The 17,087-nt window shown below is 65.6% G+C and carries 11 protein-coding genes and 3 rRNA genes; 2 read left to right on the top strand and 12 right to left on the bottom strand.

The features are described from left to right. Positions 1-56: 56 nt before the first annotated feature. From xerD to ACFQY2_RS10335, 9 genes are read right to left on the bottom strand one after another with little or no spacing between them, the layout of a single operon-like run. Entirely contained in the window at positions 57-959 is a 903-nt protein-coding gene (xerD, locus tag ACFQY2_RS10375) for a site-specific tyrosine recombinase XerD (protein ID WP_378745702.1), read from the bottom strand. A gap of 1 nt (position 960) precedes the next feature. Next, a complete protein-coding gene (locus tag ACFQY2_RS10370; RefSeq protein ID WP_378745701.1) occupies positions 961-1,557 on the bottom strand; it encodes an NUDIX domain-containing protein in 597 nt (198 codons plus the stop codon). Further along, entirely contained in the window at positions 1,544-3,235 is a 1,692-nt protein-coding gene (locus tag ACFQY2_RS10365; protein ID WP_378745700.1) for a CTP synthase, read from the bottom strand. Before ACFQY2_RS10365 ends, ACFQY2_RS10370 begins: the two co-directional genes overlap by 14 nt. Before the next feature lie 17 nt (positions 3,236-3,252). Beyond that, positions 3,253-4,941: a DNA repair protein RecN gene (recN, locus tag ACFQY2_RS10360; protein WP_378745699.1), complete on the bottom strand. Its 1,689-nt coding sequence runs from the start codon at positions 4,939-4,941 to the stop codon at positions 3,253-3,255. Continuing rightward, the gene (locus ACFQY2_RS10355) at positions 4,938-5,843 is read right to left on the bottom strand and encodes an NAD kinase (protein WP_378745698.1); all 906 of its coding nucleotides are present in this window, start codon (positions 5,841-5,843) and stop codon (positions 4,938-4,940) included. The genes recN and ACFQY2_RS10355 overlap by 4 nt, the downstream gene beginning before the upstream one ends. Continuing rightward, on the bottom strand, positions 5,840-6,637 hold the full coding sequence (locus tag ACFQY2_RS10350; protein ID WP_378745697.1) for a TlyA family RNA methyltransferase: 798 nt from the start codon (positions 6,635-6,637) through the stop codon (positions 5,840-5,842). Before ACFQY2_RS10350 ends, ACFQY2_RS10355 begins: the two co-directional genes overlap by 4 nt. Next, positions 6,634-6,801 (bottom strand): hypothetical protein, encoded by a 168-nt coding sequence (locus tag ACFQY2_RS10345; protein WP_378745696.1) that lies wholly within the window; start codon positions 6,799-6,801, stop codon positions 6,634-6,636. The genes ACFQY2_RS10350 and ACFQY2_RS10345 overlap by 4 nt, the downstream gene beginning before the upstream one ends. Before the next feature lie 43 nt (positions 6,802-6,844). Next, on the bottom strand, positions 6,845-7,882 hold the full coding sequence (locus tag ACFQY2_RS10340; protein ID WP_378745695.1) for an HAD-IIA family hydrolase: 1,038 nt from the start codon (positions 7,880-7,882) through the stop codon (positions 6,845-6,847). Further along, positions 7,882-8,667, bottom strand: coding sequence for a hypothetical protein (locus ACFQY2_RS10335; protein ID WP_378745693.1), 786 nt, complete (start codon positions 8,665-8,667; stop codon positions 7,882-7,884). The genes ACFQY2_RS10340 and ACFQY2_RS10335 overlap by 1 nt, the downstream gene beginning before the upstream one ends. Between ACFQY2_RS10335 and ACFQY2_RS10330 the strand changes: the two genes are divergently transcribed. Beyond that, positions 8,626-9,840, top strand: coding sequence for a hypothetical protein (locus ACFQY2_RS10330; protein WP_378745692.1), 1,215 nt, complete (start codon positions 8,626-8,628; stop codon positions 9,838-9,840). The genes ACFQY2_RS10335 and ACFQY2_RS10330 overlap by 42 nt on opposite strands. A 163-nt stretch (positions 9,841-10,003) precedes the next feature. On the opposite strand, the gene rrf is transcribed toward ACFQY2_RS10330, so the two are convergent. The 3 genes from rrf to ACFQY2_RS10315 form a co-directional block, all read right to left on the bottom strand. Next, positions 10,004-10,120 (bottom strand): 5S ribosomal RNA (gene rrf / locus ACFQY2_RS10325). Positions 10,121-10,229: 109 nt separating this feature from the next. Then, positions 10,230-13,335 (bottom strand): 23S ribosomal RNA (locus ACFQY2_RS10320). Between the two features lie 370 nt (positions 13,336-13,705). Next, a 16S ribosomal RNA gene (locus tag ACFQY2_RS10315) occupies positions 13,706-15,228 on the bottom strand. The 16S, 23S and 5S rRNA genes sit together here, the layout of an rRNA operon. 526 nt (positions 15,229-15,754) lie before the next feature. On the opposite strand from ACFQY2_RS10315, the gene ACFQY2_RS10310 reads away from it, so the two are divergent. Beyond that, complete coding sequence (locus ACFQY2_RS10310; protein ID WP_378745691.1) at positions 15,755-17,077, top strand: CoA transferase; 1,323 nt, start codon at positions 15,755-15,757, stop codon at positions 17,075-17,077. Positions 17,078-17,087: the final 10 nt, after the last annotated feature.

Genomic DNA, 17,087 nt, shown 5'->3' with positions numbered 1-17,087 from the left:
TCGATTGTAGCCGCAGGGCGGGCGGGCTCAGGCTCGCCGCGCGGCGCGCGGCGCTCTCAGCGGGCCCGGGGGTGAGATGTGACGTAGATGTCGCGCAGCGCGTCGACGGAGACGTGCGTGTAGATCTGGGTCGTCGCGACGGATGCGTGGCCCAGCAGCTCCTGCACCACGCGCACGTCGGCACCGCCCTGCAGCAGATGCGTGGCGAAGGAATGGCGCAGCGTGTGGGGCGACACCTCGGCGACGATCTGGGCGTGCTCGGCCGCCGCGCGGATCACCAGCCATGCGCTCTGCCGCGACAGCGGGGCTCCCCGCGCCCCGAGGAAGAGCCGTGCGGAGGCGCGCCCCTTGGCAGCCAGCTGCGGGCGCACGCGGGTGAGGTAGGCGTCGACCGCGGCGCGGGCGTACGAGCCGACGGGCACGATCCGCTCCTTGTCGCCCTTGCCGCGCAGGCGCAGCACATCGCCGTACGCCAGGTCGTCGACGTCGAGCGACACGGCCTCCGAGACGCGGGCGCCGGTCGCGTACAGCAGCTCGAGCAGCGCGCGATCGCGGATGCCGAGCGGCTCGTCGGGCGAGGGCGCGGCGAGAAGCCGCTCGACCTGCTCGATCGTGAGCGCCTTGGGAAGACGGCGGGGCATCTTCGGCGGCCGGATCCGGCCGGTCGGATCGTCCTGCTCTATCCCCTCGCGTGCGAGGAAGCGGTGCCAGCCGCGCACCGAGGACTGCAGGCGCGCCAGGCTGGTGGCCGCCGGCGGCGGCTCCGTCGAGGAGCGCTCGGAGATGAACGCCGACACGACCGCCGGAGTGATGTCGCCCGTGTCCTCGATGCCCTGTTCGGCGAGCCAGTCGAGGTAGCCGTTCAGATCGCGCCGGTAGGCGGCGATGGAGTGCTCCGAGAGACCGCGTTCGATCGTGACGTGACGCAGATACGCGTTGAGAGCCCGATCGAGCCGCATCTCAGGTCCGCTCGCGCAGCCGCCGCTCGGTGGCCAGCACGCCGATGGAGAGGATGCCGTTGTGCATCCGACCTGCCAGCACCGCATCCACGGCTTCGGACAGCGGCACCCATTCGACGCGGATGTCCGCCTCCTCGTCCTCCCGCTGGTGCGCGGCCTCCGCCGCGGCTATGCCGGTGGCGAGGTAGATGTGGATCATCTCGTCGTTGCCGCCCGGCGTGGTCCAGGACGACACGAGGTGCTCCCAGTGGCTGGCGGTGACGTCCGCCTCCTCTGCCAGCTCCCGCTGCGCGGCGAGCAGCGGGTCCTCCCCCGGGATGTCGAGCAGCCCTGCCGGCAGCTCCCAGTCGCGATGACGGATCGGGTGGCGGTACTGCTGGATCAGCAGCACGCGGTCCTGGTCGTCGAGGGCGACGACCGCGACGGCGCCGGTGTGCGCGACGTACTCGCGCACCATCTCGCCGTCGCCGTAGGCGACCCGGTCCGAGCGCACATCCCACACCCAGCCCGTGAACACCAGGTCGCTGGAGAGGATCTCGGGTTCGAAGGGCTCGTCCTTCAGGTCGTCGACAGCCGACCCGGTGTCAGGCGTCGACATCGTCGAACAGCTCGCTGGAGCGGGAGCGCTCGATGGCGGCTCCGACCAGGCCGCGGAACAGCGGGTGCGGGGAGCTGGGGCGCGACCGCAGCTCGGGGTGCGCCTGCGTGGCGATGTAGAACGGGTGCACGTCGCGCGGCAGCTCGACGTATTCAACGAGGTCGAGGTCGGGGTTGAGTCCCGAGAAGACCAGGCCGGCCGCGGAGAGGCGGTCGCGGTAGGCGTTGTTGACCTCGTAGCGGTGACGGTGGCGCTCGGATACCACGTCCGAGCCGTACAGCTCGCGTGCCAGCGTTCCTTCCCCGAGTGCCGCCTCGTAGAGTCCCAGACGCATCGTCCCCCCGAGGTCCCCGCCATCGAGGATCTCGACCTGCTCGGCCATGGTCGCGATGATCGGCTCAGAGGTCTCCGGGTCGAACTCGGTCGACGACGCGCCCTCGATGCCCGCCATGGTGCGGCCGTACTCGATCACCATGCACTGCAGCCCCAGGCACAGACCGAGCGTGGGGATGCCCTGCTCTCGCGCGAAGCGCAGCGCGCCGAGCTTTCCCTCGATGCCGCGGATGCCGAAGCCGCCGGGCACGCAGATGCCGTCAAGGTCGCCCAGCGCCTTCTCAGCGCCCTCGGGCGTCTCGCAGGAGTCGGAGGGGATCCACCGGATGTTGACCTTCGTCTCCTGGGCGAACCCGCCGGCCTTGAGCGCCTCGGTGACGGAGAGGTAGGCGTCGGGAAGGTCGATGTACTTGCCGACCAGACCTATGGTGACCTCGTGCTTGGGGTTGTGCACCGCGTGCAGCACGTTCTGCCAGCGGGACCAGTCGACCTCGCCTGCCTTGTCGTCGAGGTCGAGCCGACGCGTGATGTACGAGTCCAGGCCCTGGTCGTTCAGGGTGGAGGGGATGTCGTAGATGCTGGGCAGGTCGACGGTGTTGATGACGCCTTCGATGTCGACGTCGCACATCAGCGCGATCTTGTTGCGGTTGCTCGAGCTGACCGGCCGGTCGCTGCGCAGCACGAGGGCGTCGGGCTGGATGCCGACCTGGCGCAGGGCGGCCACGGAGTGCTGGGTCGGCTTGGTCTTCTGCTCGCCGGAGGCACCCATGAACGGCACGAGAGAGACGTGCACGAAGAAGACGTTGCCGCGGCCCAGCTCATGGCGCAGCTGCCGCGCCGCCTCGAGGAAGGGCTGCGACTCGATGTCGCCGACCGTGCCGCCGACCTCGGTGATGATCACGTCGGGGCGGGGTTCCTCGGTCGCCTGCAGGCGCATGCGGCGCTTGATCTCGTCGGTGATGTGCGGGATGACCTGCACCGTGTCGCCGAGGTATTCGCCGCGCCGCTCGCGCGCGATCACCTGCGAGTAGATCTGGCCGGTGGTGACGTTGGCCGCCTGCGACAGGTTGATGTCGAGGAAGCGCTCGTAGTGACCGATGTCGAGATCGGTCTCGGCGCCGTCGTCGGTGACGAAGACCTCACCGTGCTGGAACGGGTTCATCGTGCCGGGGTCGACGTTCAGATACGGGTCGAGCTTCTGCATCACGACGCGCAGACCGCGTGCGGTCAGCAGATTCCCCAGGCTGGCCGCTGTCAGGCCCTTCCCCAACGACGAAACGACACCGCCGGTCACGAAGATGTGTCTGGTGGTGTCGTTCTTGGGCCCCGCAACAGAAGAGTTCATCACGGGCTTTTATCCTATCAGTTCGATTCGGAGCCGAGGCTCAGGAGTTCGCGGGCGTGGGTGAGAGCGGCGTCCGAGTCCGCGAGTCCGGAAAGCAGTCGCGCCATCTCCGCCTCGCGCTCCTCGCCCAACAGACGTGTGACGCTCGAGGCGGTCACGGCGCCGTCGCTGGACTTCACCACCGACAGGTGGTTGTTGGCGAAGGCGGCGACCTGAGCGAGGTGTGTGACGGCGATGACCTGCGAGGTGCGGGCCAGCTGCGCGAGGCGCCTGCCGACCTCGATCGCCGCGGCGCCCCCGATCCCGGCGTCGACCTCGTCGAAGACGAACGTGGGCACCGGATCGGTTCCCGCCATGACGACCTCGATCGCCAGCATGACGCGCGAGAGCTCACCGCCGGATGCTCCCCGCGACACCGACCGCGGCTCGGCGCCCGGGTGAGGGGCGAGCATAATCGCGACATCGTCGCGGCCGTGCAGAGTCTCGCCGCCGTCGGCCACGCGCACCTCGAGCCGGGCGTCCGGCATGGCGAGAGCCCGCAGCTCCTCGGTGACCGCGGCGGACAGCCTGACCGCGGCCTCGGTGCGCGCGGACGTGAGGGCCGCCGCTGCGTCGTCGAGCCGGGCGCGGGCCTCCGAGGCCTCATCGGTCAACCGCTCGATGCGGTCGCCGTCGTCGTCGAGCTCCGCCAGGCGCAGTGATCCGGTGCGCCACACCTCCAGCGCCTCCTCGAGGGAGCCGTGCTGCCGGATGAGCGCGCCGATCGCGGCGCGGCGCTCCTCGACGGCTGCGAGCTCATGCGGCCCGGATTCATCGAGGTCGGCGAGATAGGTGGAGAGCTGTCCGGCGAGATCGGCCGCGCGGTAGCCGAGATCGGCGAGGGCTTCGGCGATCTCCGCCAGCTGCGGGTCGGCGGCCCGTTCCAGGGAGCGGCGCGCCTCGGCGAGCAGCAGCGCGACGTCCGGCTCATCGTCGTCGGTGGAGAGTGCGGAGCGCGCGACGGATGCGGCCACGCGCAGTTCCTCGGCGTTCGCCAAGCGTTCGGCGCGCTCGCCCAGCGCCACGTCCTCCCCCGCCTGGGGTTCGACCTGCTCGATCTCGGCGAGCTGTTCGCGCAGCGCCGCGGCCTCCGCCGCACGGCGATCGCGGTTCTCGGTGAGGTCGGCGATCTCCGCATCGAGCCGCCGCCACGCGTCGAACCGCTCGGTGTAGGCGGCCAGGGCTGCGGCGACCCGCTCTCCTCCGAAGCGGTCGAGCGCCTCCCGCTGCGCGGACGCGGATCGCAGGCGCAGCTGGTCCGACTGGCCGTGCACGACGACGAGTTCGTCGGCGAGGGCCGCCAGCACGGATGCCGGGGCGGCGCGCCCGCCTACGCTGGCACGGCTGCGTCCCTCGGTGCTGAGGGTGCGGGAGACGTACAGCTCGGCGGCATCGCCTGCCGGTTCCAGTTCTCCGCCGGCATCCGTGACGATCTCGGCGACGGGGCCTTGCTGCGGAACCAGCCAGACGCCGGCCACCGACGCCTGCGCCGCGCCGGCGCGCACGGCGGAGGAATCGGCGCGTGCCCCGAGCAGCAGGCCGAGCCCGGTGACGACCATGGTCTTGCCGGCGCCGGTCTCGCCGGTCACGGCGGTGAATCCGGGCCCGAGCGGCAGCACGGCGTCGTCGATGACGCCGAGACCGCGGATGCGCATCTCGTCGATCACGACGCTCCCCGCCATCCGGCGACGGGCAGCTGGAACTTGCGGACCAGCCGCTCGGTGAAGGCGGTCGGATGCAGACGAGCCAGTCGCACGGGCCGGGACGACCGGCGCACGACGACGCGAGCTCCCGGCGGCAGGTCGTGAGAACGGCGGCCGTCGCACCAGAGGATGCCGGAGCCGTCGGTGCGCTCGAGCATCTCGATGGCGACGGAGGCCTCCGGCCCCACCACGAGCGGCTTGGCGAACAGGGCGTGCGCGGACAGCGGCACCACGGTGATCGCCTCCACGGTCGGCCAGATGACCGGCCCGCCAGCTGAGAAGTTGTAAGCCGTCGACCCGGTGGGGGTGGAGACGACCATCCCGTCGCAGCCGAAGCTCGACAGCGGGCGCCCATCGATCTCGATGACGACCTCGATCATCCGCTCGCGGCTGGCCTTCTCGACGGTCGCCTCGTTCAGCGCCCACGTCTCGTAGACGACGTGACCTGCGACGTCCTTGACGCGCACGGAGAGTGCGAGCCGCTCCTCGACCTCGTAATCGCGGTCGATGACCCTGTGCACGGCAGCATCCATGTCCTCGCGGTCGATCTCGGCGAGGAATCCGACGTGGCCCATGTTGATGCCGAGCACGGGAGCGCCGGAATCGCGCACCAGCTCGGCCGCCCGCAGGATCGTGCCGTCGCCGCCGAGGACGATCGCCAGCTCCAGGTCGTCGGCAGTCTCGTCGTCGCCGTGCAGGCTGATCCCGGCGAAGCCGGGGTGCGCGGCGATGAGCTCGTCACCGTCGGATGCGGGCAGCACCGGTACGGCTCCCGCCTCGCGCAGCGCGTCGATGACGCGCAGGGCGGCGGTGACGGTGTCGGGCCGCTTGGCGTGGGCGACGACCAGGATGCGGCGCTCGTTCATCGTCCTCCTGCCACGCGTGTGATCTGCTTGGTCCATTCTGACGGATCGCTGCCCCGCCCGGGCGCGACGTGCACCAGGTACTCCGCGTTCCCGTGCGTTCCCCGGATCGGAGAGGCGAGGATGCCGAGCATCCCCAGTCCGACGTCGTGTGCGGCCCAGAGCGTGCGTTCCACGGCGTCGATGCGGAGGGTCGGGTTGGTGACCAGCCCGCCGCGCACGGCGGTGCGCCCCACCTCGAACTGCGGCTTGACGAGCAGCACGACGTCACCGCCCGGTGCGACGACGCCGGCGACGGCGGGCAGCACGAGCTCGAGGGAGATGAAGGAGAGATCGCCGACGACGAGGTCGGGCCGCTCGCTCTCGCCGGTCGCCTCGGTGAGGTTCGCGGCGGTCATGTGGCGGACGTTGAATCCCTCGACGGATGTGACGCCGGGGTCGGCTGCGACGGCATCCGCGAGTTGGCCGTGGCCGACGTCGACTGCGAGCACCCGGCGCGCTCCGCGCTCGCGGAGCACCTGCGTGAATCCTCCGGTGGAGGCGCCCATGTCCAGGGCCAGGCGCCCGGGTACGGCAATGCCGAAGCCGTCGAGAGCGGCGATCAGCTTGTGCGCACCGCGGCTGACGTAGTGGTCGTCGCCGTCGACGTGGATCACGTCCTCGTCGTCGACGGGTGTGGACGCCTTGACGACCGGGACGCCGTCGACGCGCACTCTCCCCTCGGAGATCAGGGTGGCGGCGTGCGTGCGCGAGCGTGCGAGCCCGCGCGCGGCGAGGGCGGCGTCGAGTCTGGTCATCGGTTCCCCGGTGCGGCGTCGCCGCGCGGAGCGCTCTCGAGACGCTTCATGAGCTCGTCGTGCACGGCGCCGTACGCGTCGGCACGCGCAGCGAGGGGCTGGCCCTCGATGAGACGCAGCCGGCTCCAGAGGGCGTCGGTGGGCTCGTCGTGCGTTTGCTCCATCCGACCACTGTAACGCCAGGGGCCGGGGCGTGCCGGGAGACGCTCAGGGCCTGTGGAAAGGATCCGCGTAGAGCTGCTCGGGAACCCGGAACGCGTAGATGGCGAGCCCGGTGGCCCAGATGGCCGCGGCACCAGCGCGCAGCAGATCGATCTGCGAGTCGCCCGCGGCGATGATCTGCACGTCGGCGTCGACGACCCGGACAGAGGACCTGCCGACGGTGAACACGCCGTTCTTCTCGATGGTCTGCGGGTACGGCTCGTGCAGCTCCCGCAGATCGCTGAGAATGTAGTCCGGACGCGAACCCTGCGGTGCTGCCAGCACGTGCTTGGGACGGTCGATGCCGGTGAGCACAAGCGCGGAGTCGATGCCGGCGCGCGTCGAGCCGGAGATGTCCGTGTCGAGACGGTCGCCGAGGAACAGGGGACGCTGAGCGCCGAAGCGCTCGACGGCCACCTCGAAGATCGGCTTCTCGGGCTTGCCGGCGACGATCGACAGTCGGCCGATCGCGGTGTGCACGGCCGACACCAGGGTGCCGTTTCCCGGCGCCACGCCGCGCTCACGCGGGATGGTCCAGTCGGTGTTGGTGGAGATCCAGGGGATCCCGCCCTCGTCCTCCGGCAGCTGCAGCGCGAACGCGGCTTCGGCGAGGTCCGTCCAGGCGACTTCCGGGGCGAAGCCCTGCACGACGGCCGCCGGTGAGTCCTCGGCGCTGCGGGTCACCGTGTAGCCCGCCTTGAGCGTCTCATCGACCAGTCCGTCTCCCCCGACGATGAGGATGGTCGCCGGCGGCGGGACCATCGTGGCCAGCAGGCGCATCGCAGCCTGCGGGCTGGTCACGACGTCATCGGGCGCCACGGTCAGCCCGAGACTGGTCAGGTGCTCGGCGACGGTCGCGTCGGTGCGCGAGGCGTTGTTCGTGATGTAGCCGAGGCGCATCGATTCGCCGGCGCGGTTGAGGCTCTCGATGGCGTGCGGCAGAGCCCCGGGCCCTGCGTAGACGACGCCGTCGAGGTCCGCGAGCAGCGCGTCACGATCGGTCAGAGGGGTGGCGGCCGGCTTCGCCCGGCGGAACAGTGCCATCAGTCGTCGGTCTCCTCATCGTGCACGTCGGCCTCTGCCTCCTCGGTGATCTTCTCTGCGGAGATCTCCTCCCCGGAGATCTCCGCATGAGCGATCTCATCGTCAGAGGTGAGTTCTTCGGTGGTCTCCTCTTCCGCGGCGGCGGCGTCATCGAGATCCGCCGCGTCATCGTGATCCGCCGCGTCATCGTGGTTGCCGTCGACCAGACCGTCTTCGACCAGACCGTCTTCGACCAGACCGTCCTCGACGATCATCTCGTCGAACTGACCGTCGAGGCCGAGCGCGGCTGCCGCGACTTCGGCGCGATCGGCCCAGAAGGCCGCCTCGTCGGCGCGACCGAGGTCTTCGAGCACGGCGGCGCGAGCCGAGAACAGCGCGGGGCTCCACTCGAACGCACGGTCGGGGTCGAGCTCCGGGATCTCCAGTTCACCGAGCGCGAGCTCCGTCTCGCCGCGATCGAGTCGTGCGCCGGACATCGCGATCGCGAGCGCGACGCGCACCTCTGGCGTCAGCTCGGCACGGTCGACCGTCCGGCCCTCCTCGAGCGCACGATCGGGCTTGCCCACTCCGCGCTCGCTGTCGACGATCAGAGCGATCATGTCGTTCTTGCCCGAGATCCGACGCGCGGTACGCAGCTCGCGCAGCGCCAGGGCGAAGTCCCCGGTGGCATAGGCCGTGATCGCGAGGGTCTCGCGGACGACGGCGATTCGGCCGGCTCGTCGAGATGCCGCCAGGGCGTGCTCGTGTGCGCGGTCCGGCTCGTCGTCGATCAGCTGCGCAGCCATGGCCAGGTGGCGTGCGGTCTGCTCGGCGTTCTCCTTGCTGAGGGTCTTCAGTTCGTTCCGTGCGGCACTCGGCAGGTCACGAGCGGTGACCTCATCGGGCAGCGGCGGCTCGGGGATGTGCTCGCGTACGGGCGCGAACTCGTTGATCGGGCGGTCGACGCCGCCGCGCGGACGGTCCCGGAACGACTGACGCTCACCCGACTGGGGGCGATCGCCCCGGTACGGGCGGTCTCCCTGGCTGCGGTCGCGGTCACTCGACTGGCTGCGGTCACCATAGGGACGACGCTCACCGGACTGAGGACGGTCGCCTCGGTACGGGCGGTCTCCTTGGCTGCGGTCGCGATCGCCATACGGGCGACGCTCGCCCGACTGGGGACGATCGCCCCGGTACGGGCGGTCTCCCTGAGGACGGTCGCGATCGCCGTAGGGACGACGCTCACCCGACTTGCTACGGTCACCATACGGACGACGCTCACCGGACTGAGGACGATCACCCCGGTACAGGCGGTCACCCTGGCTGCGGTCGCGATCACCGTACGGACGACGCTCACCCGACTGGGGACGATCGCTCCGGTACGGGCGGTCACCCTGAGGACGGTCACGGTCACCGTACGTGCGACGCTCACCCGACTGGCTGCGGTCACCATAGGGACGACGCTCACCGGACTGAGGACGGTCGCCTCGGTACGGGCGGTCTCCTTGGCTGCGGTCACGATCGCCATACGGGCGACGCTCGCCCGACGGGCTGCGGTCACCATACGGACGACGCTCACCCGACTGGGGACGATCACCCCGGTACGGGCGGTCACCCGACTGGCTGCGGTCACCATACGGACGACGCTCACCGGACTGAGGACGATCACCCCGGTACGAGCGGTCACCCTGGCTGCGGTCGCGATCGCCATACGGACGACGCTCGCCCGACTGGCTGCGGTCACCATACGGACGACGCTCACCCGACTGAGGACGGTCACCCCGGTACGGGCGGTCACCCTGACTGCGGTCGCGGTCACCGTAGGGACGGCGCTCACCCTGCGGACGGTCACCCCGGCTGCGATCGCGATCACCATACGGACGACGCTCACCCGACTGGCTACGGTCACCGTAGGGACGACGCTCACCGGAGCGGTCACGATCGCCCTGGGGGCGACGCTCGCCGCCTGCGCCGCGTGACGACGAGTCCGAATCGCGTGGCTTGCGCTCGGAGTCCGAACGTCGATCGCGCGCGCCCTCACCGTCTCGGCGGTCCCGCTGCTCTTCCGACATTCTGACTCCCTGTTTGCTTGTTAACGCAAGATGGCCACCCAACCTTGGGTGGCCATCTTGCTTAAGAGAAGTCCGGCGGTGTCCTACTCTCCCACAGGGTCCCCCCTGCAGTACCATCGGCGCTGTGAGGCTTAGCTTCCGGGTTCGGAATGTGACCGGGCGTTTCCCTCACGCTATGGCCGCCGAAACACTATTGACGTTTCAGGCAACATCACAACGAAAGTGTGTGTTGTTTGATTCCCGACCGTACGTCGAGAACCACAAAGTGGACGCGTTCATCTTTGGAAAGAATTGGTGTTATCAAGTCATCGGCTTATTAGTACCAGTCAGCTGCACACCTTGCGGTGCTTCCACATCTGGCCTATCAACCCAGTCGTCTGGCTGGGAGCCTCTCCACCCGAAGGTGATGGAAGTCTCATCTTGAGGCCGGCTTCCCGCTTAGATGCTTTCAGCGGTTATCCATCCCGAACGTAGCTAACCAGCGGTGCTCCTGGCGGAACAACTGGCACACCAGAGGTTCGTCCAACCCGGTCCTCTCGTACTAGGGTCAGATCCTCTCAAACTTCCTACGCGCGCAGCGGATAGGGACCGAACTGTCTCACGACGTTCTAAACCCAGCTCGCGTACCGCTTTAATGGGCGAACAGCCCAACCCTTGGGACCTACTCCAGCCCCAGGATGCGACGAGCCGACATCGAGGTGCCAAACCATGCCGTCGATATGGACTCTTGGGCAAGATCAGCCTGTTATCCCCGAGGTACCTTTTATCCGTTGAGCGACAGCGCTTCCACAAGCCACTGCCGGATCACTAGTCCCGACTTTCGTCCCTGCTCGACCTGTCAGTCTCACAGTCAAGCTCCCTTGTGCACTTACACTCGCCACCTGATTACCAACCAGGTTGAGGGAACCTTTGGGCGCCTCCGTTACTTTTTGGGAGGCAACCGCCCCAGTTAAACTACCCACCAGGCACTGTCCCTGAACCGGATCACGGTTCGAAGTTAGATATCCAGAGTGACCAGAGTGGTATTTCAACAATGACTCCACGAATACTGGCGTATCCGCTTCACAGTCTCCCACCTATCCTACACAAGCCACACCGAACACCAATACCAAGCTGTAGTAAAGGTCACGGGGTCTTTCCGTCCTGCTGCGCGTAACGAGCATCTTTACTCGTAATGCAATTTCGCCGAGTTCGCGGTTGAGACAGTTGGGAAGTCGTTACGCCATTCGTGCAGGTCGGAACTTACCCGACAAGGAATTTCGCTACCTTAGGATGGTTATAGTTACCACCGCCGTTTACTGGGGCTTAAATTCTCAGCTTCGCCTTGCGGCTAACCGGTCCTCTTGACCTTCCAGCACCGGGCAGGCGTCAGTCCGTATACATCGACTTGCGTCTTCGCACGGACCTGTGTTTTTAGTAAACAGTCGCTACCCACTAGTCTCTGCGGCCACCACACCCTTTTCCCAGCAAGTGGGTATAAGCGGGTGGCCCCCCTTCTCCCGAAGTTACGGGGGCATTTTGCCGAGTTCCTTAACCACGATTCTCTCGATCTCCTTGGTATTCTCTACCTGACCACCTGAGTCGGTTTGGGGTACGGGCGGCTTGAACCTCGCGTCGATGCTTTTCTCGGCAGCATAGGATCACCCACTTTTTATCCGCATCGCGTCTCAGCCATCATGAACGGCGGATTTGCCTACCGTTCGGCCTACACGCTTGCACCAGGACAACCATCGCCTGGCTTGGGCTACCTTCCTGCGTCACACCTGTTAATACGCTAACCGCACCAGCATGGGGTCGTACGCTAGGCCCAGAGCGTCACCCCGAAGGGATCAGTCACTGGGATTCAGATACTTAGCACTACTGGATTAGCTTGGGCGGTTCTTCGCCGGTACGGGAATATCAACCCGTTGTCCATCGACTACGCCTGTCGGCCTCGCCTTAGGTCCCGACTTACCCAGGGAAGATTAGCTTGACCCTGGAACCCTTGGTCTTCCGGAGGACGTGTTTCTCACACGTCTTTCGCTACTCATGCCTGCATTCTCACTCGTGTGGCGTCCACGGCTGGTTCACACCGCCGCTTCACGCGCCACACGACGCTCTCCTACCCATCAACACGGCTGGACCACGAAGGCCTACCAATAATGTCAATGCCACAACTTCGGTGGCGTGCTTGAGCCCCGTTACATTGTCGGCGCGGAATCACTTGACCAGTGAGCTATTACGCACTCTTTCAAGGGTGGCTGCTTCTAAGCCAACCTCCTGGTTGTCTAAGCAACTCCACATCCTTTTCCACTTAGCACGCGCTTTGGGACCTTAGATGGTGGTCTGGGTTGTTTCCCTCTCGACTATGAAGCTTATCCCCCACAGTCTCACTGCTGCGCTCTCACTTACCGGCATTCGGAGTTTGGCTGACGTCAGTAACCTGTTGAGGCCCATCGGCCATCCAGTAGCTCTACCTCCGGCAAGAAACACGCAACGCTGCACCTAAATGCATTTCGGAGAGAACCAGCTATCACGAAGTTTGATTGGCCTTTCACCCCTATCCACAGCTCATCCCCTCAGTTTTCAACCTAAGTGGGTTCGGCCCTCCACACGTTCTTACACGTGCTTCAGCCTGGCCATGGATAGATCACTTCGCTTCGGGTCTAGGACATGCGACTGAATCGCCCTATTCAGACTCGCTTTCGCTACGGCTACCCCACACGGGTTAACCTCGCCACATATCACTAACTCGCAGGCTCATTCTTCAAAAGGCACGCTGTCACCCCTACTAAGGAGGCTCCAACGGTTTGTAAGCAAACGGTTTCAGGCACTATTTCACTCCCCTCCCGGGGTACTTTTCACCTTTCCCTCACGGTACTTGTCCGCTATCGGTCATCTGGGAGTATTTAGGCTTATCAGGTGGTCCTGACAGATTCACACGGGATTTCTCGGGCCCCGTGCTACTTGGGATACTCTTCACGCTGCGCACAACATTTCAACTACGGGGCTGGCACCCACTATGGCTGGCCTTTCAAGACCATTCGTCTATATCGTCACATCACGTCGACCACTCGGCAGAATGATCAGAAAAGTCCCGCAACCCCGGGCATGCAACGCCTGCCGGCTATCACACACACCCGGTTTAGCCTCATCCGCTTTCGCTCGCCACTACTCACGGAATCACTGTTGTTTTCTCTTCCTGTGGGTACTGAGATGTTTCACTTCCCCACGTTCCCTCTACCCGCCCTATATATTCAGGCGGGAGTCACCAGGTCGCAAAACGCCTGGCGGGGTTTCCCCATTCGGACACCCTCGGATCAAAACTCGCTTATCAGTTCCCCGAGGCTTATCGCAGATTGCTACGTCCTTCTTCGGCTCCAGATGCCAAGGCATCCACCGTTTGCTCTTAAAGACTTGAAATCACATGAGTAACCACCAGTCCAGGAAAAGACTGATGATCAATAATTCTTTAAGATGCTCGCGTCCACTGTGTAGTTCTCAAAGTACGGGCGGTCCCCCCACACCGAACCCCGAAAGGAACGACGAAAGGGGCCAAGAGGTTCAGAACGACCATAAGGCCGGCCCGGTCCCTCAGGACCCAACAGCGTGCAGACACCCGCACCGCCGGCCAAGCATTCCAACTGCCGAAGCAGCGTACTAACTCAAACCATTGGCTCGAATGCCATGTCAAATGTTCCACCCATGAGCTCCCAGCGAAGAACAGACGCCTTCGAACCGGGTTCTGGACACCACGAAGTTCAACGAACAACGGGCATCAGATGCTCCTTAGAAAGGAGGTGATCCAGCCGCACCTTCCGGTACGGCTACCTTGTTACGACTTAGTCCTAATTACCAATCCCACCTTCGACGGCTCCCTCCACAAGGGTTAGGCCACCGGCTTCAGGTGTTACCGACTTTCATGACTTGACGGGCGGTGTGTACAAGACCCGGGAACGTATTCACCGCAGCGTTGCTGATCTGCGATTACTAGCGACTCCGACTTCATGAGGTCGAGTTGCAGACCTCAATCCGAACTGGGACCGGCTTTTTGGGATTCGCTCCACCTTACGGTATCGCAGCCCATTGTACCGGCCATTGTAGCATGCGTGAAGCCCAAGACATAAGGGGCATGATGATTTGACGTCATCCCCACCTTCCTCCGAGTTGACCCCGGCAGTATCCCATGAGTTCCCACCATTACGTGCTGGCAACATAGAACGAGGGTTGCGCTCGTTGCGGGACTTAACCCAACATCTCACGACACGAGCTGACGACAACCATGCACCACCTGTTCACGAGTGTCCAAAGAGTTGACCATTTCTGGCCCGTTCTCGTGTATGTCAAGCCTTGGTAAGGTTCTTCGCGTTGCATCGAATTAATCCGCATGCTCCGCCGCTTGTGCGGGTCCCCGTCAATTCCTTTGAGTTTTAGCCTTGCGGCCGTACTCCCCAGGCGGGGAACTTAATGCGTTAGCTGCGTCACGGAATCCGTGGAAAGGACCCCACAACTAGTTCCCAACGTTTACGGGGTGGACTACCAGGGTATCTAAGCCTGTTTGCTCCCCACCCTTTCGCTCCTCAGCGTCAGTTACGGCCCAGAGATCTGCCTTCGCCATCGGTGTTCCTCCTGATATCTGCGCATTCCACCGCTACACCAGGAATTCCAATCTCCCCTACCGCACTCTAGTCTGCCCGTACCCACTGCAAGCCCGAGGTTGAGCCTCGGAATTTCACAGCAGACGCGACAAACCGCCTACGAGCTCTTTACGCCCAATAATTCCGGATAACGCTTGCACCCTACGTATTACCGCGGCTGCTGGCACGTAGTTAGCCGGTGCTTTTTCTGCAGGTACCGTCACTCTCGCTTCTTCCCTGCTAAAAGAGGTTTACAACCCGAAGGCCGTCATCCCTCACGCGGCGTTGCTGCATCAGGCTTGCGCCCATTGTGCAATATTCCCCACTGCTGCCTCCCGTAGGAGTCTGGGCCGTGTCTCAGTCCCAGTGTGGCCGGTCACCCTCTCAGGCCGGCTACCCGTCGACGCCTTGGTGAGCCATTACCTCACCAACAAGCTGATAGGCCGCGAGCCCATCCCCAACCGAAAAATCTTTCCACCCGCACACCATGCGGTGACGGGACATATCCAGTATTAGACGCCGTTTCCAGCGCTTATCCCAGAGTCAGGGGCAGGTTGCTCACGTGTTACTCACCCGTTCGCCACTAATCCACCCAGCAAGCTGGGCTTCATCGTTCGACTTGCATGTGTTAAGCACGCCGCCAGCGTTCATCCTGAGCCAGGATCAAACTCTCCGTAAAAAACGATTGCCACGCACACCGGGAAAACAGTGCAACGCAGCGAGTTCAATCATGACCAAAATGAATAAATCATTGCTGACATATCCATACGCCAGACCAAAAAGGCCTGGACTTTGATCCAAAGGAATTCTCAACCCAGCAAAAAGCTGGACGAGGATAATTTGGCATTTGACAAGTGCACGCTGTTGAGTTCTCAAGGATCGGACGCACCCACACACCCACCAACCAAGGCAAGAAGCGCAGGGCAACTTCACAATCATGTCGTCCGACAGGACCGGGGCTGACGAGCAGCCGAACCGGAGTCGGACTCCCTACCTTACACCAACGTTTCCGTCGGAGGAAGATGGGGGTCTCGTCCGCCTCTTGGAGGGGAGCCAGGCCCTTCAGGCCTTCCGCTCAACCGCTTGGGGCGAACAAGTAATAATTTACGTGGGCTCCGCGCATCGGGCAAATCCGTGCGGCATCCCGGGCGTGTCGCGCCCGTTGCAGGGCGGCGGACGCGAGCTTCGCGGCGTAGTGTCTCCCCATGCCAGACAGTGCGCACGCCCGTGATTCCGGGCTTCTCGGGCGGCTCACCCGCGAGCTCGGGCTCGACGCGCGTCGCTTCGACGCGGTGACTCCCTCCCCTGCACCGCTACCGTCCCGACTGTCCGTCGGTGAGCTGGCCTGGTCGAGTGCGGCGATGGCCGGTGCGGCTCTCGCGTCGGGTCCGCCGTCTTCCCCGGAACCGGGACTGGTGGCCGCGGCCTACCGCAGCGACCGCCACCTGCGGATCGACGGCCGATCGCCCGAGGTGTGGTCTCCGCTCTCGGGGTTCTGGCGCACGGCCGACGGCTGGATCCGCACCCATGCGAACTACCCGCATCACGCGGCGGCGCTGCACGGCTCGCTGGGGCTCGCCGATGACGCCGGTCCGGATGACCTCGCCGCCGTGCTCCAGGCGATGACGGCTACGCAGGCGGCGTCCGCCATCACCGCGGCGGCGGGGATCGGTGTCGTCGTGCGGCCGGAGGACCCGCACGCGGACGAGGTGCTCCGGCGGCATCCGCTGATCGCCCTCACCCCCTTGCGCGACGGCCCCCGTCGCCCCCTCACCGGAGACGCCGCGCTTCCCCTCGCGGGCATACGGGTCCTCGACCTCACACGGGTCCTCGCCGGCCCCGTCGCGACGCGCACCCTCGCCCTCGCCGGCGCCGACGTGCTGCGCATCGACCCGCCCGGGAACGCCGAGATCCCGCTGCAGCATCTGGACACCGGGCACGGCAAGCGGACGGCACTGCTCGACATCGCGGCGGAACCCCGCCGGTTCGACCGGCTCCTCGCCGACGCCGACGTGCTCGTGCTCGGCTACCGGCGCAGCGGCCTGCGCAGGCTCGGCCTCGACCCCCGAGAGTTGGCGGACCGGCATCCGCATCTCGTCATCGCCCAGCTCAGCGCCTGGCCGGGGCCGGACTCCCCGCGCGGCTTCGACAGCATCGTGCAGGCGGACTGCGGGATCTCGTGGATCGAGTCCGCCGACGGCACCAGTCCCGGCGCCCTGCCCGCTCAGGCTCTGGATCACTCCGCCGGCTATCTCCTCGCAGCGGGCATCGCGGTGGCAGTGCGCCGGCGCAGCGATCACGGCGGTGCGTGGTACGTGCGCACATCGTTGCGGCGCGTCGCCGCCGAACTGCTCGGCATGCCCCGTTCGGAACCGACGCAGACGGCGCAGGAACACCCGCGCACCCAGACCTTCGACGTCGCCGGGCAGCAGGTGACCACCGTCGTGCCGGCCGTCACCTGGCCCGGCGCACCCGAACGGTTCGCGGCACCGCGCCCCTGGGGAGCGGACGCCGCGGCATGGTGGTGATCGCGTACGG

The organism is Microbacterium sp. GCM10027623 (assembly GCF_042666935.1).
GTDB lineage: Bacteria > Actinomycetota > Actinomycetes > Actinomycetales > Microbacteriaceae > Microbacterium.
The sequence above is the reverse complement of the archived record's forward strand: the minus strand, read 5'-3'. Positions and strand labels throughout refer to the sequence as shown.